Origin of the sequence: Kribbella sp., from assembly GCF_035687465.1 — a bacterium.
In the GTDB taxonomy this organism is placed as follows: Bacteria; Actinomycetota; Actinomycetes; order Propionibacteriales; family Kribbellaceae; genus Kribbella.
The window spans coordinates 1-17022 of sequence record NZ_DASRXP010000090.1 but is presented as its reverse complement, the minus strand read 5'-3'; the positions used below and the strand labels follow the sequence as shown (position 1 = coordinate 17022).

Below are 17022 nucleotides of genomic sequence, written 5' to 3'. Positions count from 1 at the left end.
GCCGAGATGTCCCGCATGCTCCTCCACCAGATCGCGAACCCCACCGATCCGCCCAACTGCACCATCTTCGACCCCCACCTCGTCCCCCGCGAATCGGCCTGATCCTCAGGATGTAGAGATCCGTTCGTCTGCTCCGACGTACCTGTGATGGCACCCACCGGCGGTGCACCGCAGAGGAGGAGAGAACGATGGAACCGCTGAACCTGATGGTCACGCTCAACCTGGTCGCCGACGACGTACGTCGCGAGGCAACCGGCCGCACCACCCGCCTCAGTCGGTCGTTCGGAGGTGGGCGACGACCAGGTCCGCGACGGCGGCCATACCGGCTTCGTTCGGGTGGTAGGGGACGAATCCGCCCAGGGCGCGAGGTCGCAGGCTGAAGCCGGTTGTCCACGGCTCGGCTGACCCGATCGCGTGGTCCTGGCTTGCCACGGAAGCGGTCACCAGGTCGGCGCCGGATTTCGCGGCCGCAGTACTGAAAGCGCGTGCCAGCCCGTCCGCCAGGAAGACGATGCTCGGCAGTTGCTCCTCGTTCAGCGGTACGTCGAGACGCGCGCGGGTGCCCGGTCCTACCAAGGTCAGGTAGTCGACCAGCACGATCCTGCTCCGGGGAGCGCTCTCCCGGATCCTGGTCACGATCTCCACCAGTGAATTGGCGACGGCCTCGTAGGCGGCGTCGTCGCGGAGGTAGCTGACCCGGGCCCGGATCCGGTTGGCCACGCGGCGTCCCAGCACCGTCGCAGGCAGGGCGAGTGTGTTCATCAGGCTGCCGCGCAAGAACGCTCCGACGTACTCGAGATCGTTGCCCCCGGCCGTGATCGTGACCAGCTCCGTTTCGGGGCCGACGGCATCGAGTTGCGGCGGCGCCTGGTCCTGGCGGTCGGTGAGGATGTTCGCCGTCGTCGCGCCGGAATACGTGACGTCGACGAGGTCCAGGCTGAGCGCCTCGGCCACCAGGTGGGGATAGTTCCGCCCGGAGCGGCCGGCTGCCCGATCGAGCAGGGGTTTGACGCCCGGACCTGCGGCGAAGGAACTTCCGAGCGCGACGTAGCGGCTGCCAGGTGAGATCACCGGACACAAGATAGCCCGCGCCTGCCACCATGAGCGGACTAGCCCAGTACGGAAAGGAACGACAGACATGCGTGGAGCTACTCGGGGACTCATCGCCGGCGTCGCCGCCGCGGGGATGGCGCTGATGCCGGCGGTCGCCGACGCGACCCCCGGTTCAGGTGTCACGGCGAAGATCCTGGCGCAGACGACGGTCGGCGGGAAGGACTACGTCCTGCGCGAGATCACCGTCGCGCCGGGCGGGACGACCGGCTGGCACTTCCACGACGGCACGCTCTATGCCTCCGTGAAGAAGGGCACCCTGACGCACGCGGACTTCACCTGCGCGATCGACGGTGTGTACAAGACCGGCGCCGCCTTCACCGAACCGAGCGGCCCGAACCACGTCCACGTCGGACGCAACCTCGACACCTTGCCCCTCGTACTCGAGGTCCTCTACGTCAACCCGGCCGGCAGCCCGCTGTCCGAAGACGCCCCGAACCCCGGCTGCCCCTTCCAATAAGTACCGGCTGACGAAACTGGTCCCGAAAGGGCAGACCCATGCCCGTTCGGGACCAATCGGCGGCGCCCGCTGAGGACTTCTGTGGTGCTGTGGGCGCGGAATGGCGGTATCGTTCGAGGTGTCACACACCGCTGAATTCGGAGCGGCGTGTTCGGCTGCCCTAGACCCCGGCGGCGCTCCAATGGAGTGCTATTGCAGGGAGTCGGGCCATGTTTCTCACACACACTGGAGATCATCAGCCGCCCTTGGCCGGCAGTCATCTCGGCGGCTTCCCAGGGTCAGACGCAGTGGTCGCTGCCGGGTTCGCGCAGTTGGCGGTAGAGCTGTACGACGCGGCAGGCATGGCTGAAACGGTAAACCGGGTGCTGGAGTACGCGGTCGGCGCCATCGGGTGCGATTGCGCCGGAGTTGTCCTGGTACACCGCGGGAAGGGCCTGCAGACGGCCGGCGTCACCGACCGGCGCGTGGAGCAGGCTGACCGGCTGCAACTGCAGTACGGCGAGGGGCCGTGTGTGCCGATGGGCAGAGAGCACCACTGTGTCCTGGTCTGTGACACCGTTGTCGACCGGCGGTGGCCGCGGTGGAGTCCACGGGTGGCCGAGCTCGGTCTGCGAAGCGTGCTCACAGTCTGGCTGTTCACCAGCCGGTCGACCCTGGGCGCGCTGAACCTGTATGCGAGCCGCCCTGGCCTCTTCACCACCGCCGATGAAACCACCGGGCACCTGCTGGCCCGGCACGCCTCCGTCGCGGTTTCAACCGTCCGGCAGACATCGACACTGGCGCAGGCGGTGGAGGCCCCCACCCTCATCAGCCAGGCTCAGGGCCTGCTGATGGAGCGGTTCGCGATCGACGCCGACCAGGCGTTCGCGGTGCTGCGTCGCTATTCGCAAGACAACAACGTCAAGCTCCGGATTGTGGCGAGCGAGTTGGTCACCACCCGTCGGCTCCCACCAGATCGTGGGCCGGGCCCGCTGATGGATCCGAGGTGATCAGCTGATCGGTGGGTTGGTCTTGGTCGCCGGACGGGCTGTTCGAGGTGGGCGATGTGGTGTTGGAGGGCGGTGTGGTCAGGTGTCATCTTTACGGGTTCGGCAGATCCTGGCCGATGTCATGGCCGGCGCGAGAGACGGGCTCCCGGAGCGGCTGTGCCGTACGTGTGCTGTGGCGGTACCGGTCAACGGAGTGGGGTTGGCATTGATGACCCCGACACGTCACGGCGGCACCATCACGGCTACGGACGGGGCGGCTGCGTTGCTGGAAGACCTCCAGCAAGCACTGGGTGAGGGGCCGTGTGTGGATGCCTCCCGGGACGAGCGGCCGGTATTGCAGCCCGACCTGGCCGCCACGGGCACTTCTCGGTGGCCGGGTTTCACCGCCCGCGCACTCGAGGCGGGTGTCGCGGCCGTTTTTGCGTTCCCGTTGCAGGTCGGGGCGATCCGGCTGGGAGTGCTGGACCTGTACCGCGCAACAACCGGTTCGTTGGACCGGCTCCAGCTGGCCGAGGCGCTGGCATTCGCCGAAGCCGCGTCCACGATCTTGTTGCACCTGCAGGACAAGGCCCCGTCGGGCCAGCCGCTGCACCCTCAGCTGGCGGAGGCCGTCGACAGCCGACGTGAGATTCATCAGGCGACCGGGATGATCACCGTGCAGGCGGCGGTCGGCCTGGCCGAGGCGCTGCTGCTGCTACAGGCCCACGCCTACAGCAATGAACGCTCACTGATCGACGTGGCCAAGGACGTGGTCGCCCGGCGACTACGCTTCGCTCCCGAAGACGATCATCATGAATAGGTAGCACCCGGTCACGGGTCACGAATACGTCAGGAAAGAGAACGCCATGAGCAGGGAGCAGCGACTGGCCAGCGTGTTCGTCGAGCTCGCGGATACCCTCGTCGCCGATTTCGACGTGATCGACTTCCTGCACACGTTGACCGAACGCAGCGTCGAGCTGCTGCAGGCCGACGCGGCCGGCCTGATCCTGGTCGATCCGCACGGCCAGCTGCATGTGCTGGCCTCCACCACCGACCAGGCCAGGGTGCTGGAGCTGTTCGAGCTGCAGGCCTCCGAAGGACCCTGTCTGGACTGCTACACCACCGGACAGCCGGTAGTGAACATCGACCTGGCCGAGGTCAAGGCCCGCTGGCCCCACTTCCAGACCGCGACCACCGCGGCCGGGTTCCGCTCCGTGCACGCACTGCCGCTGCGGCTGCGCGGTCAGGTGATCGGAGCAATGAACCTGTTCTGCCGGACCCGGTCCAACCTCAGCGACGACGACCTCGCGGTCGGCCAGGCTTTGTCGGACGTCGCCACCATCGGTCTACTGCAGGAGCGCACCGTGCGCCACAGCGAGGTCATCGCCGAACAACTCCAAGCCGCGCTGAACAGCCGCATCCTGATCGAACAGGCCAAAGGAGTGCTGGCCGAGCGAACCGGTATCGGCGTCGACGCGGCCTTCGCCGTGCTGCGTGCCTACGCGCGCAGCAGCGGACGCCAGCTCGGTGCGGTCGCCGCCGCGGTGATCGACGGCTCCCTGGACGCGGCTATGTCGCAGTCCCTCGGGCACAGCGAGTAGCGACGTTGCGCTCAGGCCGCCCATGCCCCGGCGAGTTGCGCCCTTCCGCTTGGGGTGAGCGGGTGCCAGGCTGCAAGGTGAGAGAGGGGTTGTCGATCGTGTGCAGCCTGGCGAGTTATCCAACGGTGTTGATCACGGCGATTGGTCTGGCCGAGGGGCGCGAGGATCTGCGGGGTATTGCTGACGTTCAGTGGGAAGGTAGTTACGCCGGGTCGGAGGAGAGCTCGGTCGAGGATCTCATCCACTGGCTCGATACAGGCGAAGGTCGCGCCTATGTCCAACGACCGGATGGGGCTCGCGGGCGGCAGATCCAGGTCGTAGCCGGAGAGCGGCAGCGTTACATTCGGAGCGATCCGTATGACGAGACGCGTGACGCGCTGCTGAGTCTGCCGCGGCTGCGACATGTCACACACGCCCATCGAACGCCCTCACACCGCCGGGGTCGGCAGCGCGGCGCTAGCCGTTGATCTCCAGTCCATCCATGGAGACGCCGCCGTCAGCGGCCGCTGTCGGCGCAGCCAACTAGTCGGATCAGCTGTGCAGTTTGTCGGACAGGAAGGTGGTGATGTGGCCCATCACTTCCTGGGTTGACCAGAGGCCGACGGTGGCGGCGTCGGTGCCGAAGGCGAGGTCGCCGTGGCCGGCACCTGTGACGACGTACCTGGTGCTGTCGACGCCGGCCTTGCGCAGTGCGGTGTGCAACAACAGCGTCTGGCTGGGGGAGATCAGCTTGTCCGCGCTGCCGTGGAACATCAGGAAGGCCGGATCGGTGCCGTCGATCGTGGACATCGGCGATCCCGCCGCGATCGCCGCGGGATCGCTGTTCACCGACTTCTTGGTTCCCGGGCCGAACACATAGGCGGCGATGCTGCTCCCCGGTGCGTCCCATGCGGCCTGGGCGGCTGCGTCGAAGTCGGATGCGGTTCTGGCCAGGTCGGACGCGCCGAACTCGTTCACCACGGCCTGGACGTCGCTGCTCTCGTCGAGATTCTCGCCGGCCTCGTACTTCTTGACCCCGTTGTTCGTCCCGACCATCGCGGCCAGGTAGCCACCGGCCGATTCGCCCCAGACGGCAACGTGGGTGGGGTCGATGCCGTAGTCGGCCGCATGGGCGCGGAGGTACCGGATCGCCGCCTTGACGTCGGTGATGCCGTCGACGTAGGTCGCACTGTTCGCGGTGGTCCGGTACTGGACACTCGCGACCACGTAGCCCGCCTCGGCCACGAAGATGCGATGGGAGAGCGCGGCCTGCGTCGAGGACATCACGAACCCGCCGCCGGACAGGTAGACGACGAGCGGCTTGGCGCCCTCGGTCTTCGGTCCCTGGACGTTCAGCTTCAGCGGGACCGCTTTCCCGGCCGACGTCGGTGTCGAGTAGACGACATCGCTGTGGGTCTGGAGCTCTACCCGGCCGCACTGGATCTGCGGGCTCTTCGTGGGGTCGATCACGACGCTGGTGCTCGTGTCGCTCGGGGCGATGGTCTTCGCCACCGTCAGCCCAGTCGGTCCGGCACCGCCACCCCCGGCCGCTCCGACGGGAGGAGTGTCGCTCGGGCAAGCCCGGAGGACAGGCTCGTTGGAGGATGCCGAATCGTCACTGCCGCACGCGGCGAGCAGAGCCAGCACCACGATGACGCCGGAGACGAGTGCGAACCTGGTCCTTGTCCTGGGCATGAAATCCTTGTCCTTTCTGGGCCGACGGCCTGGTTGCCGGCTGATGGTAAGATAACCAATAGTTTACTGGTTACCAAATGAGGTGCACCGTGGGGCAGGAACGGCACGAGGAAATCCGGCGGCAGTGGGATCAGGCGCGGCCGGACCTCGACCTGGGTCCGGCAGAGATCATGGGATTGCTGAAGCACGCGACGGCCATGCTCGATCTGCTGCTCGAGCCGGTCTTCGAGACGGCGGCCCTGAGCTCGGCGGAGTTCGACGTGCTCGTCCAGCTCCGGCACGCCAAGGAGCCGATGATCGCGCGACGGCTGGCGCTGTCGATGGGGCGTTCGCCGGCCGCGCTGAGCAAGTCGCTGGCCAAGCTGGAGCAGCGCGACATGGTCAAGCGTGAGACGAAGCCGTCAGACCGTCGAGCGGTGCTGGTCGAGATCACGCCGGCGGGTGCTGCCGCGGTCGACGAGATCATCCCGCGGCGGCTGGCCCTCGAAGCAGATGCGATCGCCGGCCTGGATCCCGATCAGCAAGGCGCGGTCCTGACGGCCCTCCGCCTACTGAGCGAAACGGTAGAAGCCCGCGCCCGAGGCCTCACGAACTAACCCGTCGGTTGCTGCGGTTCAGGGGGTCCAGCGGCCTCGGTGGATGAGGTCGTTCTGCGACTTGCGGCGCTTGGTCAGGTCGCGGGGCGGTTCGTCGGAGTACCCGATCGACACCGCGCCGATCGGCATGAAGTTGTCCGGTACGCCGAACTGCTCGCGGTAGACCGGGATCCGTTCGATCGGCAGACCGAAGAAGCACGCCCCCAGGCCCGCGTCGACCGCCGACTGGAGGATCAGCAGCGCCGACATCCCGGCGTCGATGTCCCAGTAGGGAACCGGCCACCACGCGTCGGAGCGATCCGTGTGGTCTTTGCCGGGCTCGGCGTACCGGTCGAGGTAGGCCTCCTTGTTGGAGTGGACGACGATCAGCAGCGGCGCGTCGACCTGGGCGGAGAACCACTTCTCGGGCTCCTCGTCGGGCGTCGCTGCCGCCCGGAACCGAGCCAGGTCCTCCGGGGTGTCGAGCACTAGGTACCCGAACCCCTGCGAGAAACCTGCGGAAGGAGCGCGGAGAGCGTTGTGCAGGATCTGGTCGACGATCTCGGCAGGGACGGGCCGGTTCAGGTCGTAGTGGCGGATCATCCGGCGTCGGCGTACCACGTCTTGAAATTCCACCGGGTCAAGATAGCCGTCCAGCGCGGGCGGCCCGCCGGAAACCACCTGCGCCGATGGCGGGTTCGAGGGCGGACGGCATACTCCGGGGGTGACCGATGTGTTTGGGACGGCAGGGATTCGTGAGCGGGTGCTGGCCGGGTGGGTGGCCGGGCCGGTTCGATTTCGTGAGGATGCCAACGCCGAGGAGGAGCTGGCGCTCGGCGGGTACCTGGACCGGGTGGTGGTCGAGCTCGCCCAGAACGCCGCGGATGCCGCCGTCCGGGCCGGGGTGCCGGGGCGGGTGCGGTTCTCGTACCGCGACCTGACGCTCGTCGTCGCGAACACCGGTACGCCGTTGTCCGCCGAGGGCGTCGAGTCCCTCGCCACCTTGCGGGCGTCGGCCAAACGTGAGGACGCGGAGAGCGCTGTCGGGCGGTTCGGGGTCGGGTTCTCGGCCGTACTGGCCGTCACCGACGAGCCGGTGATCCTCTCGCGAACAGGTGGCGTCCGGTTCTCCCGGGCGGACACCGCGGCCGCCGTCGAGGCCCTGCACGCACCTGGTCTGGCGACCGAAGTACGTCGGCGTGACGGTCAGGTGCCGGTACTGCGCTTGCCGTTCGCGGCCGAGGGGGAACCACCAGAGGGCTACGACTCCGCCGTCATCCTCCCGCTGCGCGATGACGCCGCGGCGGAACTCGTACGACGCCTGCTCGCGGAAGCCGATGATGCCCTGCTGCTGGCCTTACCCGGCCTCGAGCGGATCGAGGTGGACGTCGACGGTGAGGTACGGGTGCTCGCCGACGCGGAGTCGCGTTGGTATGTGCAGCGCACCGCCGGGACCTTCGACGGGAACGACAGAGAGCGCTTGCTCGCCGACCGACCGACGGAGGAACGGAATCGGCCCTACTGGTCGGTCCTCTGGGCGTTGCCACGGAACCCCGAGATCGAGGTTCCGCGGACGGTTCATGCGCCGACCCCGACGGACGAACCGCTGTCGCCGCCTGCGTTGCTGTTGGCAACCTTTCCACTGGACCCGACGCGGCGTCATGTTGCCAAAGGCCCCTTGACCGATCGCTTGGTACAGGAGGCCGCGGCTGCCTATACCGAGCTGCTCCGCAGTCGCGCCGAGGACGGTGCGAATGTGCTGCCGTTGGTGCCGACCGGCCTGGCCGCGGGTGGGATCGACCGGGCCTTGCGGGAGGCGATTCTGGCAGAGCTGCCTGGTGCGCCGCTGATCCGGTCGGTGGAAGACGGGACCTTGCTGCGTCCCCGAGACGCGGTCGTGGTGGACGGTTCGGACGATGCGTTCAACGCCGTGCTCGCGCCCATCGTGCGCGGTCTGGTGCGGTCCACCCGGCAGGACCGGATCGCCTTGGATGCCTTGCAGGTAAGGCGTCTCGACCTCGCGGATCTCGTCGACCAGCTCGGTACGGTGGCCGGCGGTCAACCACCCGAGTGGTGGCGAGAAACGTATAGAGCGCTCTCCGGCATGGTCACGGATCCGCTGCTGCGGGAGGCGCTCGGGACTCTGCCGGTGCCGCTGGCCGATGGCAGGCTCGTCCGAGGGATCCGTGGGTTGCTCCTGCCGGGCCGCGAGCTGCCGAGCGAAGTACTGGCGACTTTTGGTGAGTACGGCGTGCGGGTTGTGCATCCGGATGCGGTGCAGGACTCGCTGGAACGGTTGGGAGCGCTTCCCGCGACCCCGCGGTCGTTGCTCGAGGACGGTGCGGTGCGGACTGCCGTCGAGCATTCCGCGGAGGCAGACGATCCCGGCGCGATCGCCGACGCCGTCCTGGCGGCTGTCGCTGTCGACCCGTCTCAGGCCGAGGGCCTCTGGTGGCTCTCCGACCTCGTACTACGCGACGCCGACGGCGAACTGGTTCCCGCGAACGCGCTGGTGATTCCGGGCTCCGCCGCGGAGGCGGTTCTCGACGAGGAGGAGGTCGCGCCGATCGATCGCGCCCTGGTCGACCGGTACGGACAGGCGGCGCTGGAGGCGGTCGGAGTACTCAGCACGCTCGGAACGGTGTCGGCGTCTGACGTGGCGCTGGACGAGTTGCCCGAATCCCTGGCCGACCTCGACGGAATCGAGGACTGGGCCTATGACATCGCGCCGGGCGGTTCGAGGTTCGGCGCGACAGTGGGGGAGTTGACGGCGGTTCGCGACCTCGACTGGATCACCGACGACGCTTGGCCGCGAGTCCTGGAACTACTGGGTTCGTCACCGGAGCTCCGGCGAGCGCTGGTCACGCCGGCCCGGGTGGTCGGGCCGGATGACCGTGCCTTCAGCCTGCCGTCGTACACGGCGTGGTGGATCAGAGAGCGCGTTCTGCTCGAGGACGGCGAACTGCTGGCCGGCCGGGCGGATCCAGAGGCCGATCCGGTCCTGGCGTCCTTCCTGGATGCGGCACCGGAGTGGACGGCGCGGCTCGACCCGGAGATCCGGTCCGCTGTCGGTCTGGTGCGCTCGGTCGGCGACCTGGATGCGGAGGGCGTGGAACTGCTGCTCAGCCGGCTGGCGGATCCCGGGCGGGAGATCGAAGAGAGCGTGATCTTGCGGCTCTGGAGTCAGCTCGGTGCGCTGACGGCGTACCCGGCCTCGGTTCCGGACCAGGCCCGGGTGCTCGGCGCCGACGAGCTGACCCGGGTCGTTGCGGCCAGTGCTGCGGTTGTCGCCGATGCGCCGATGTGGCTGGAACGGGAGGACCTCGGCGGGTTCGTGGTCGCGTCCGGGGTGATGGCGGACGGGCTGAGCGATCTGCTGGACGTACCGATGGCGCAGGAAGTTGCCGAGGGCAAGATCGACGGTGCGGGCGAGGCCGCGGAGGTACCGGCGATCGTGCGGGAGTTGGTGCCGCAGGTGCCGGAGACCTGGTGGGAACATGAGGAGCTCACGGTCGATGGTGTCGAGGTGTCGTGGTGGGTGAGCGAGGACGGGCAGCCGCATGCGGCGACGTTCAACGGCCTGGCGAAGGCACTCGCCTGGTCCGCCGGCCGCTGGGACCAGCGCCACGTCATCCTCGCCGTCCTCAGCGATCCCACCCGCGCCTCAGAACTCCTGATCGACACCACGTTCGACACCCCACCCACGACCTAGCTCGCTGCGGGCGGGTCAGTCTTCGATGGGGCGGCCGAAGGTTACGGCTTCGAGGACGGCGGCGGGGGCGAGGGAGCGGTAGGCCGCGTCGGGGCGGGCGCCGAGGGCGTCGTTGACGGTGGAGAAGGCGACCCGCAGGGCGACGAAGACGGTGATCGCGAAGATCTGCTCGTCGGTCCAGCCGGCCTCCCGGAGAGCGCTCACGTCGGATCCCGAGGTGCCGTTCGGATCGCGCGCCACCTTGCGGGCCCAGACGGCCATCGCTTGTTCGGCAGGCGTCAGGCCGTCGTCGGCGCCACGCAGTACAGCGGCTGCGGTTTCCTCGGAGGTCGCGGCCGCGAGCTTGCTGCCCCAGGCGAGCGAGCAGTAGGAGTCGCCGAAGGCCGAGGCACAGGCCGCGACCAGGATCCCGCGCTGGCGGTAGGTGAGATCGTGTTCGCGGACCAGCGTGCCGAGCAGTTCGAAGATCCGCCGCTGCCACGACGGCTGGTAGGCCCACAGCCGCGAGGCGTTCATCACGAACCCCAGCTCCGCGAGATCGTCGTCGAACACCTCCTTGGCCTCGGCGTTCGGTTCAGGCAGCCCGAGGAAGCTCATCACGACACCTCCTTCCGCGCGAGGTAGCCGGTGACCGCGATCTCGGCCCTCAACGGCAGCCCGTCCCGGACTTGTTCCTGAGCCTGAGCAACCGCTCTCTCCAGGAACGCCGGCTCTCCCACGTTCTGGATCGCCTCGTACGCCGGTCCGGTGGACGCCAGCGCCCGCGCATACGTCTCGGGATCCGCGAACTCCCACGCGAACGGAATGCTGATCCGCTCCACCTCGGTGAAGCCGAAGCCCGCAAGCAGTTCCTCGCCAACGCCAGGACGGCCGAGCGACACCATGTTCGCCTGGTTCCGGACCTTCGGCTCAGCCGCCAGACGGAACGGCATCAGCGCCCACACACCGGACGACTGCTTGAGGTGACCCCACACAGTCAGTCCGACCCGGCCACCCGGAGCCAGGACCCGATGAATCTCGGCCAGCGCGGCAGGCGTCGTACCCCAGACTCCGCGGAAGCTGGTCACGACATCGAAGGACGCATCGGCCCACGGCAACGCGTGCATGCCGCCAACCCGCAGATCCGACGCCGGATTGCGATCACGGGCCACCGCGATCAGTCGGGAGGCGGCGTCGATACCCGCGCACTGCGCTCCGCGGGCGCGGGCAAGTTCGATGGAAAGTCCTGCACCGCAAGCGATATCGAGCAGTTTGTCGCCCTCGGTGACGCCCAGCCGGTGGTGCAGAGCGACGTACTCCCGGCAGTTGGCCGGTTCGCTCAAGGTCGCGAAGTCGACGGCCTTGCGGCCCCAGCCTTCGTCGACGATCGTCCAGTCCGCCGCGGCGGCACTAGCAGTGGTACTCATGGCTATCCCTTGTTTCAAAGACTTTTGTGGAGTAGTTCGGTCAGGGCGGGGTTGTCGATGTCGGCGCCCAAGGAGCGGGCGGATGCGGCCGCCTGCCGGTCGCCGAGCCGGCCGAGATGCAGCTGGGCCCGCACCACCAGCTCCCGCATGTCGCAGCGCGCGGCGAGCGCGGCGAGCTGAGTCACCAGCTGCCTCGCCCGTTCACCATCCGACATGTCGATCGCAGTGCCGACTGCCGCATCCAGGACGTGCGCGTGCACCCACTGATAGCGATCCGATTCGCGACTCGCGCTGGATACGGCCTGGTCGAGCCACTCCATCGCGGCTGGATACTCTCCTCGACCCGCGCTGAGCAGGCCCAGGCCACGAGCGGCCATGCCCTCCCAGCAAGGATCGTTGACCTGACAGCCCAGCACCCAGGCCTGCTCGAATCCCTCCGCCGCGTCCTCGAGTTTGCCGACCCGGAAGTCGACCTCGGCGTTCAGGGCGAGCGGCCAAGGCAGGAAGGCGATCCAGCGTTGCTGCCTGACCAACTCGAGGGACTGCGCCACAACCGCCGCAGCCTCACTGTGCTCGTTGCGCAGCAGGTGCGCCCGGCCGAGGATCGACAGCGACCACGCCTGCTGCCGGTGGTCGCCACACTTGGCCGCCAGCTCGACCGATTCCTCGAGTTGGTCGAGGGCGGCGGGGTAGTCGGCAAGGTCGGAGGAGCTCATCCCGCGCACCCCAAGGATCGCCGCGTTCTCCTCGTCCGTCTCGGCCAGCGCCTGGGCTTTCGCCAGCCAGCTGTCAGCCGTCAGGCGGCGGCCGGCCTGGACTTCGACGAAGCCCAGCTCGCGGTGCGCTGCCACGGAGGTCGGCCGGTCTCCGGCCTGGTCCGCGACCAGAATCGCCTCGTGCAGGACGATCGCGCCTTCTTCGTCCCGACCGCGGATCGCATGCACGAGAGCGCCGCCGAGAGCGGCGAGAGCGCGACCTTGCAGGGTCACGTCGTGACAGTGTTCAGCCTCAGAGACCGCTCTCCGGAGGCATTGCAGACCGGCATCAACGGCACCTGCCATGATCGCCGCGCGGCCCGCCTCCAGTTGGCTGAGCGCAGCCGCGCGACCTCCCATCGGAAGACCCGACGGCGACCCTGGGCTGACGGCCGAGGCCTCGCGAAGTGCCGGCGAGGCCTCGATGCCGAGCTCGCGCCGCAGTACTTCCTCGCAAGTGGTGATCTGGCGCAGGGCACCGGCCCGATCACCGGCAACGGCGAGGCTGCGGACGAGCAACTCGTGGTTGCCTTCCTCCAGCGTATTGATGGCAACGGCCCGGGCCGCGTAGGGAATCGCTTCCCTCGCGCGGCCCGAGGCCAGCAACGCCACCGCGGCCTCGCGCACCCGCGCCTCGATCATCGCGGAGATGCGATGCCGCTCCACCAGTAACCAGGACTCGAACTCCGGGCAGGACGCGAGCTCCACCCCCTCCAGGAGCTCGCCGCCGAAGTCGAGAAACGGCTGCGGATCAGCCGACTCCCCGGTCACCAGCAGAACGTCCACGGTCATCGCGTCGCCCAGCGCCGTCACCACTGGATCACCCGTCAACAGATCCGGTACGCCGAGGCTGCGGCGCAGCTCGGCAAGGGTCCATCGCAACGCACCCAGTGGATCGTCGGCCTCGGCGAAGAACAGCTCCGCGAGGCGTTTGCGGCTGGGAGGCCGTTCCGCCAGCAGCAGATACCCGAACACCGCCCAGGCCTTCCGGCCACGAGGTCCCTGAGCCTGACCGCCTCCGTCGTCGATCGACGGAGGCCCCAACAAACGGATCGTCCCCACCATGAATCTCACCCCTCCCCGAGACCCTCAGTCTGGACTACCCGCCCCCGGGTGTCAGCGCCTGATCCCGACCGCTTCCAGATACTCGGCGTGACCGGCGACGGTGCCGTCGTCGGCGCTGTTGAATGCCTTGGGCACCTCGGCGAGATCCGCCGCGAACTGGACCAGGTCGGCGTCGGACAGCGTGCCGGCCAGCTTGGTGATCGGTCCGTAGAACTGCCGGAACCACTCGGAGAAGTGGTTGAGCGAGTGGTAGCGGAACACGTACTCGCGCTTGGTCAGCCCGACCCACTCGACTTGGTCGCCGAACAGTTCGGCCAGGTGCTCCTCAGTGCCCCACAGAGTGGGCGGCTTCACCCCGGCCGGCGGCGGGGCCCAGGTGGACACCGTCTTGAAGAGCTGTCCGACCATGCCGGACGGTGTCCAGCTGGCCAGTGCGATCTTCCCGCCCGGCGCCGTCACCCGGACCAGTTCGTCCGCCGCGCGCTGGTGATCCGGCGCGAACATCACGCCGACCGTGCTGAGTACCAGGTCGAAAGATGCATCAGGCAACGGCAGCTTCTCCGCATCGCCTTCGGTGAAGGTGACGGGCAGGTGTTCGGCTGTCGCGCGCTCCCGGCCCTGGGCCAGCAGGTTGGTGGCGTAGTCGACACCGGTCGCGTCAGCGAACCGTCGTGCCGCGGCGAGTGCCGCGTTTCCCTGGCCACAGGCGACGTCCAGAACCCGTTGGCCGGCCCGTACGTCGGCGGCCTCGACCAGGAGTTCGGCGATGAGCTGCAGCGTGTTGCCGACCCGGGGGTAGTCCCCGGTCTCCCACCCGGCCCGCTGCTTGTCCTTGATGGCCTGGAAATCGACTGCTGTGTCCGTCATACGAGTTGCCCCCTTGAAGTGGTGTGTTGGCCCCGATCCAACGGGGCCGGCGTGTGACGGGGCGTGTGACGACGCGATGGCGGGTGCTGTCACAGAGAGCGAACCATCGTTGTCAGAGGTTGGTATATCGACTGACCTGCGGGTTAGGGCAATCGTTGCAACGTTGGAGCCAAAGCCTTGCCAACGTTGTCAACGCTACTTATAGTCCGAGCATCGTTTCGGGCGGTAACCGCCGATCAAGGGCAAGCGAAACGGAGGTGCCGTTCGTCACAGTCAGGCCGGCGCGCCACGACCGCGCCGGGGTGAGGGTGAGCCTCCGGGCTCGGATCGAAGGGAACCACCATGGTGAACGAGGCGCCGCGTCCCCAGTTCGAAGATGTCGATGACGTCGTCCGCTATCAGCTGAGCCGCCGGAGTCTGGTCGGGGGAGGTGCGGCGGTCGCTCTCAGTGGCTTCCTGGCCGCCTGCTCCGGCAGTGGCGGTTCGTACTCCGACAAGCCCGCGAACAAGCCGGCCGCCACCAAGTCGGTCCAGATCGGCAAGGCGAACATCCCGACGCCCCGCGACCAGACCCTGACCGTCGCGCAGGTCGAGTACACCGTCTTCGACAGCTGGAACCGGCTGATCCCGAACGGCGCGCCGAGCAGCGCCGGCCTGGAATCGCTGGCGATGGAGTCGCTGTTCTACCTGAACCTCGCGACCGGCGAGCTGAAGTCGTGGCTGGCGACGGAGTACAAGTACAACGCCGACCACACCGAGCTGACCTTCAAGCTCAACCCGAAGGCGAAGTGGAGCGACGGCAAGCCGTTCACCTCGAAGGACGTCAAGTTCACCGTCGAGTTGCTCCGCGACCGCAAGGATCTGCTCGGTGGTGGCGGTGACTTGTCCGACTACGTCAAGACGGTCGAGACCCCGGACGCACAGACCGCCGTACTGCGGACGAACCAGCCGGCGCCGCGGCTGCACTATGGCTTCGTCGCCGCCATTGCCGCTCCGCTGTACGAGATCCTGCCCGAACACATCTGGAGCGCGCAGGATCCGACCAAGTTCAAGTCGAACCCGCCGATCCGGACCGGGCCGTACGTGCTGGACAAGCCGATCCGCAACCTGAAGATGTTCGTCTGGAAGAAGAACCCGGACTACTGGGCCAAGGACGAGCTGGATCCGGCACCGCAGTACGTGATCTTCCAGAGCACCTCGAAACAGGCCGACCAGGCCGCGCTGTCGTTCGAGAAGGCCGAGTTCGACGTCGGCTCGATCGACGCGGAGCATGCCAAGCAGCTGACCAACCAGGGCTACCCGGCCATGATCACCACCCAGTTCCACGACCCGAATCCCCGGGTGCTGTGGCTGAACAGCGACCCGGCCCGCGGGGTGATGGCCGAGCCGAAGATGCATTGGGCGATCAACTACCTGGTCGATCGGCAGAAGATCGGCGACACGGTCTGGCCGGTGAAGGTGCCGCCGGCGATCTACCCGTGGGCGGACTACCCGGGCAACGAGAAGTGGAACGACAACCAGCTGGCGGAGAAGTACAAGTTCGAGTACAGCCCGGACAAGGCCGTCCAGCTGCTCGACGAGATCGCGCCGAAAGGTGCCGGCGGCAAGCGGATGTACAAGGGCAAGGAGATCAACCTCGAGATCATCACCCCGTCCGATGTCAACGGTGGTGAGTACGCGATCGGCAACCTGCTCAGAGGTGAGCTGGTCAAGGTCGGCGTACCGGCCACCATGCGCAGCCTGAGCGGGTCGGTCCACGACGAGAAGCTCCAGCGCGGCCAGTACGACATCGACTCGTTCTGGGCGGGGTTCTCGTTCGATCCCCAGCAGCTCTACCAGGACTGGGTGAGCAGCAAGGCCAAGCCGGTCGGCACCAACGCGGTGAACAAGAACCAGATGCGGTTCAGGGATCCGCAGCTGGACGCGGCGTCGGCGAAGCTGGCCCCGCTGGACCCGACCAGCGAAGAAGCGAAGCCGCTGCTGAAGCAGGCGCTGGAGAGCTACTTCCAGAAGCTGCCGGTCATCCCGGTGATCCAGACCGGCTACCCCTCGTTCTTCAACACCACGTTCTGGACCGGCTGGCCGACCGACGACGACCTGTACCAGGTGCCACTGCACTGGTGGCCGCACTTCATCTTCGTCCTGGGCAGACTCAAGCCGACGGGACAGAAAGGACCGGCGTGACGGCGGAGGCCCCGCCGGTCGCTACCGTCGACGCCAAGTCGAAGGACACCACACCCTCGACCGGACTGAGGGCGTGGTTGTCCCGGCATCCGTTGGCGGCGTACGCGATCCGGCGGTTCGGGCTGTACCTGGTGGAACTGTGGGGCGCACTCACCATCGCGTTCTTCTTCTTCCGGCTCATCCCGGGTGACCCGATCAACACCCTGATCCAGACCCTGCAGCAGAACTACGTCTACAACGCGCAGGCGAGCCAGGAGGTGATCAGCCGCTACCAGCACGAGTTCGGGCTGGACGGCAACATCTTCTCCCAGTACCTGAAGTACATGAGCAACTTGGTGTTGCACGGAGATCTTGGCCCGTCCCTGATCCAGTATCCGACGCCGGCGCAGGACGTGATCCTCCAATCGTTGCCGTGGACAATCGGTCTGCTCGGCATCTCCGCCGTGCTGGCCTGGATCCTGGGCATCATCATCGGGGCGATCGCCGGCTGGCGGCGGGGCAAGCTCGGGTCCACGATCGTCACCAACCTCTCGATCGCGCTCGCGCACGTCCCGTTCTTCTTCGTCGCGTTGATCCTGGTGTACGTGTTCGCGTACTCGATGGGGGTGCTGCCGGCGCGATCGGCGTACGACTCCAACCTGAGTC

The 17022-nt window shown here is 67.6% G+C and carries 14 protein-coding genes and 1 pseudogene; 8 read left to right on the top strand and 7 right to left on the bottom strand.

From position 1 onward, the window contains the following. Nucleotides 1-270: 270 nt before the first annotated feature. The gene (locus VFG33_RS04535; RefSeq protein WP_325022686.1) at nucleotides 271-1071 is read right to left on the bottom strand and encodes an SGNH/GDSL hydrolase family protein; all 801 of its coding nucleotides are present in this window, start codon (nucleotides 1069-1071) and stop codon (nucleotides 271-273) included. A gap of 67 nt (nucleotides 1072-1138) precedes the next feature. On the opposite strand from VFG33_RS04535, the gene VFG33_RS04530 reads away from it, so the two are divergent. The 4 genes from VFG33_RS04530 to VFG33_RS04515 all read left to right on the top strand — a co-directional run bounded on the left by VFG33_RS04530 (nucleotide 1139) and on the right by VFG33_RS04515 (nucleotide 4139). Next, nucleotides 1139-1570, top strand: a complete 432-nt coding sequence (locus tag VFG33_RS04530) for a cupin domain-containing protein (protein WP_325022684.1) — start codon at nucleotides 1139-1141, stop codon at nucleotides 1568-1570. 209 nt (nucleotides 1571-1779) lie between these two features. Then, on the top strand, nucleotides 1780-2559 hold the full coding sequence (locus tag VFG33_RS04525) for a GAF and ANTAR domain-containing protein (protein WP_325022682.1): 780 nt from the start codon (nucleotides 1780-1782) through the stop codon (nucleotides 2557-2559). A 208-nt stretch (nucleotides 2560-2767) separates the two neighbouring features. Further along, the gene (locus tag VFG33_RS04520) at nucleotides 2768-3358 is read left to right on the top strand and encodes a GAF domain-containing protein (RefSeq protein WP_325022680.1); all 591 of its coding nucleotides are present in this window, start codon (nucleotides 2768-2770) and stop codon (nucleotides 3356-3358) included. A 46-nt stretch (nucleotides 3359-3404) separates the two neighbouring features. Continuing rightward, nucleotides 3405-4139, top strand: a complete 735-nt coding sequence (locus VFG33_RS04515) for a GAF and ANTAR domain-containing protein (RefSeq protein WP_325022678.1) — start codon at nucleotides 3405-3407, stop codon at nucleotides 4137-4139. Nucleotides 4140-4670: 531 nt separating this feature from the next. On the opposite strand, the gene VFG33_RS04510 is transcribed toward VFG33_RS04515, so the two are convergent. Then, complete coding sequence (locus VFG33_RS04510; RefSeq protein WP_325022677.1) at nucleotides 4671-5813, bottom strand: alpha/beta hydrolase fold domain-containing protein; 1143 nt, start codon at nucleotides 5811-5813, stop codon at nucleotides 4671-4673. An 89-nt stretch (nucleotides 5814-5902) separates the two neighbouring features. On the opposite strand from VFG33_RS04510, the gene VFG33_RS04505 reads away from it, so the two are divergent. Next, on the top strand, nucleotides 5903-6409 hold the full coding sequence (locus VFG33_RS04505; protein WP_325022675.1) for a MarR family winged helix-turn-helix transcriptional regulator: 507 nt from the start codon (nucleotides 5903-5905) through the stop codon (nucleotides 6407-6409). A gap of 18 nt (nucleotides 6410-6427) precedes the next feature. On the opposite strand, the gene VFG33_RS04500 is transcribed toward VFG33_RS04505, so the two are convergent. Next, on the bottom strand, nucleotides 6428-7024 hold the full coding sequence (locus VFG33_RS04500) for a nitroreductase family protein (RefSeq protein ID WP_325022673.1): 597 nt from the start codon (nucleotides 7022-7024) through the stop codon (nucleotides 6428-6430). Nucleotides 7025-7112: 88 nt separating this feature from the next. Here VFG33_RS04500 and VFG33_RS04495 point away from each other — a divergent pair, with 88 nt between their 5' ends. After that, nucleotides 7113-10100, top strand: coding sequence for a sacsin N-terminal ATP-binding-like domain-containing protein (locus tag VFG33_RS04495; protein ID WP_325022671.1), 2988 nt, complete (start codon nucleotides 7113-7115; stop codon nucleotides 10098-10100). A gap of 15 nt (nucleotides 10101-10115) precedes the next feature. Here VFG33_RS04495 and VFG33_RS04490 read toward each other — a convergent pair whose 3' ends face one another. Genes VFG33_RS04490 through VFG33_RS04475 form a run of 4 tightly spaced genes read right to left on the bottom strand, consistent with a single transcriptional unit; the run spans nucleotide 10116 to nucleotide 14193 of the window. Further along, nucleotides 10116-10697, bottom strand: coding sequence for a carboxymuconolactone decarboxylase family protein (locus tag VFG33_RS04490; RefSeq protein ID WP_325022669.1), 582 nt, complete (start codon nucleotides 10695-10697; stop codon nucleotides 10116-10118). After that, nucleotides 10697-11506 carry a methyltransferase domain-containing protein gene (locus tag VFG33_RS04485; protein ID WP_325022667.1) on the bottom strand — a complete coding sequence of 270 codons (810 nt, stop codon included), beginning with the start codon at nucleotides 11504-11506 and terminating at the stop codon, nucleotides 10697-10699. The genes VFG33_RS04490 and VFG33_RS04485 overlap by 1 nt, the downstream gene beginning before the upstream one ends. A 14-nt stretch (nucleotides 11507-11520) precedes the next feature. After that, nucleotides 11521-13326 (bottom strand): AfsR/SARP family transcriptional regulator, encoded by a 1806-nt coding sequence (locus VFG33_RS04480; RefSeq protein WP_325022665.1) that lies wholly within the window; start codon nucleotides 13324-13326, stop codon nucleotides 11521-11523. Between the two features lie 51 nt (nucleotides 13327-13377). Then, entirely contained in the window at nucleotides 13378-14193 is an 816-nt protein-coding gene (locus VFG33_RS04475; protein ID WP_325022663.1) for a class I SAM-dependent methyltransferase, read from the bottom strand. A 342-nt stretch (nucleotides 14194-14535) separates the two neighbouring features. Here VFG33_RS04475 and VFG33_RS04470 point away from each other — a divergent pair, with 342 nt between their 5' ends. Next, a complete protein-coding gene (locus VFG33_RS04470; RefSeq protein ID WP_325022661.1) occupies nucleotides 14536-16377 on the top strand; it encodes an ABC transporter substrate-binding protein in 1842 nt (613 codons plus the stop codon). Continuing rightward, nucleotides 16374-17022, top strand: a pseudogene (locus VFG33_RS04465) (ABC transporter permease); the annotation flags it as partial. The gene VFG33_RS04470 and the pseudogene VFG33_RS04465, both read left to right, overlap by 4 nt.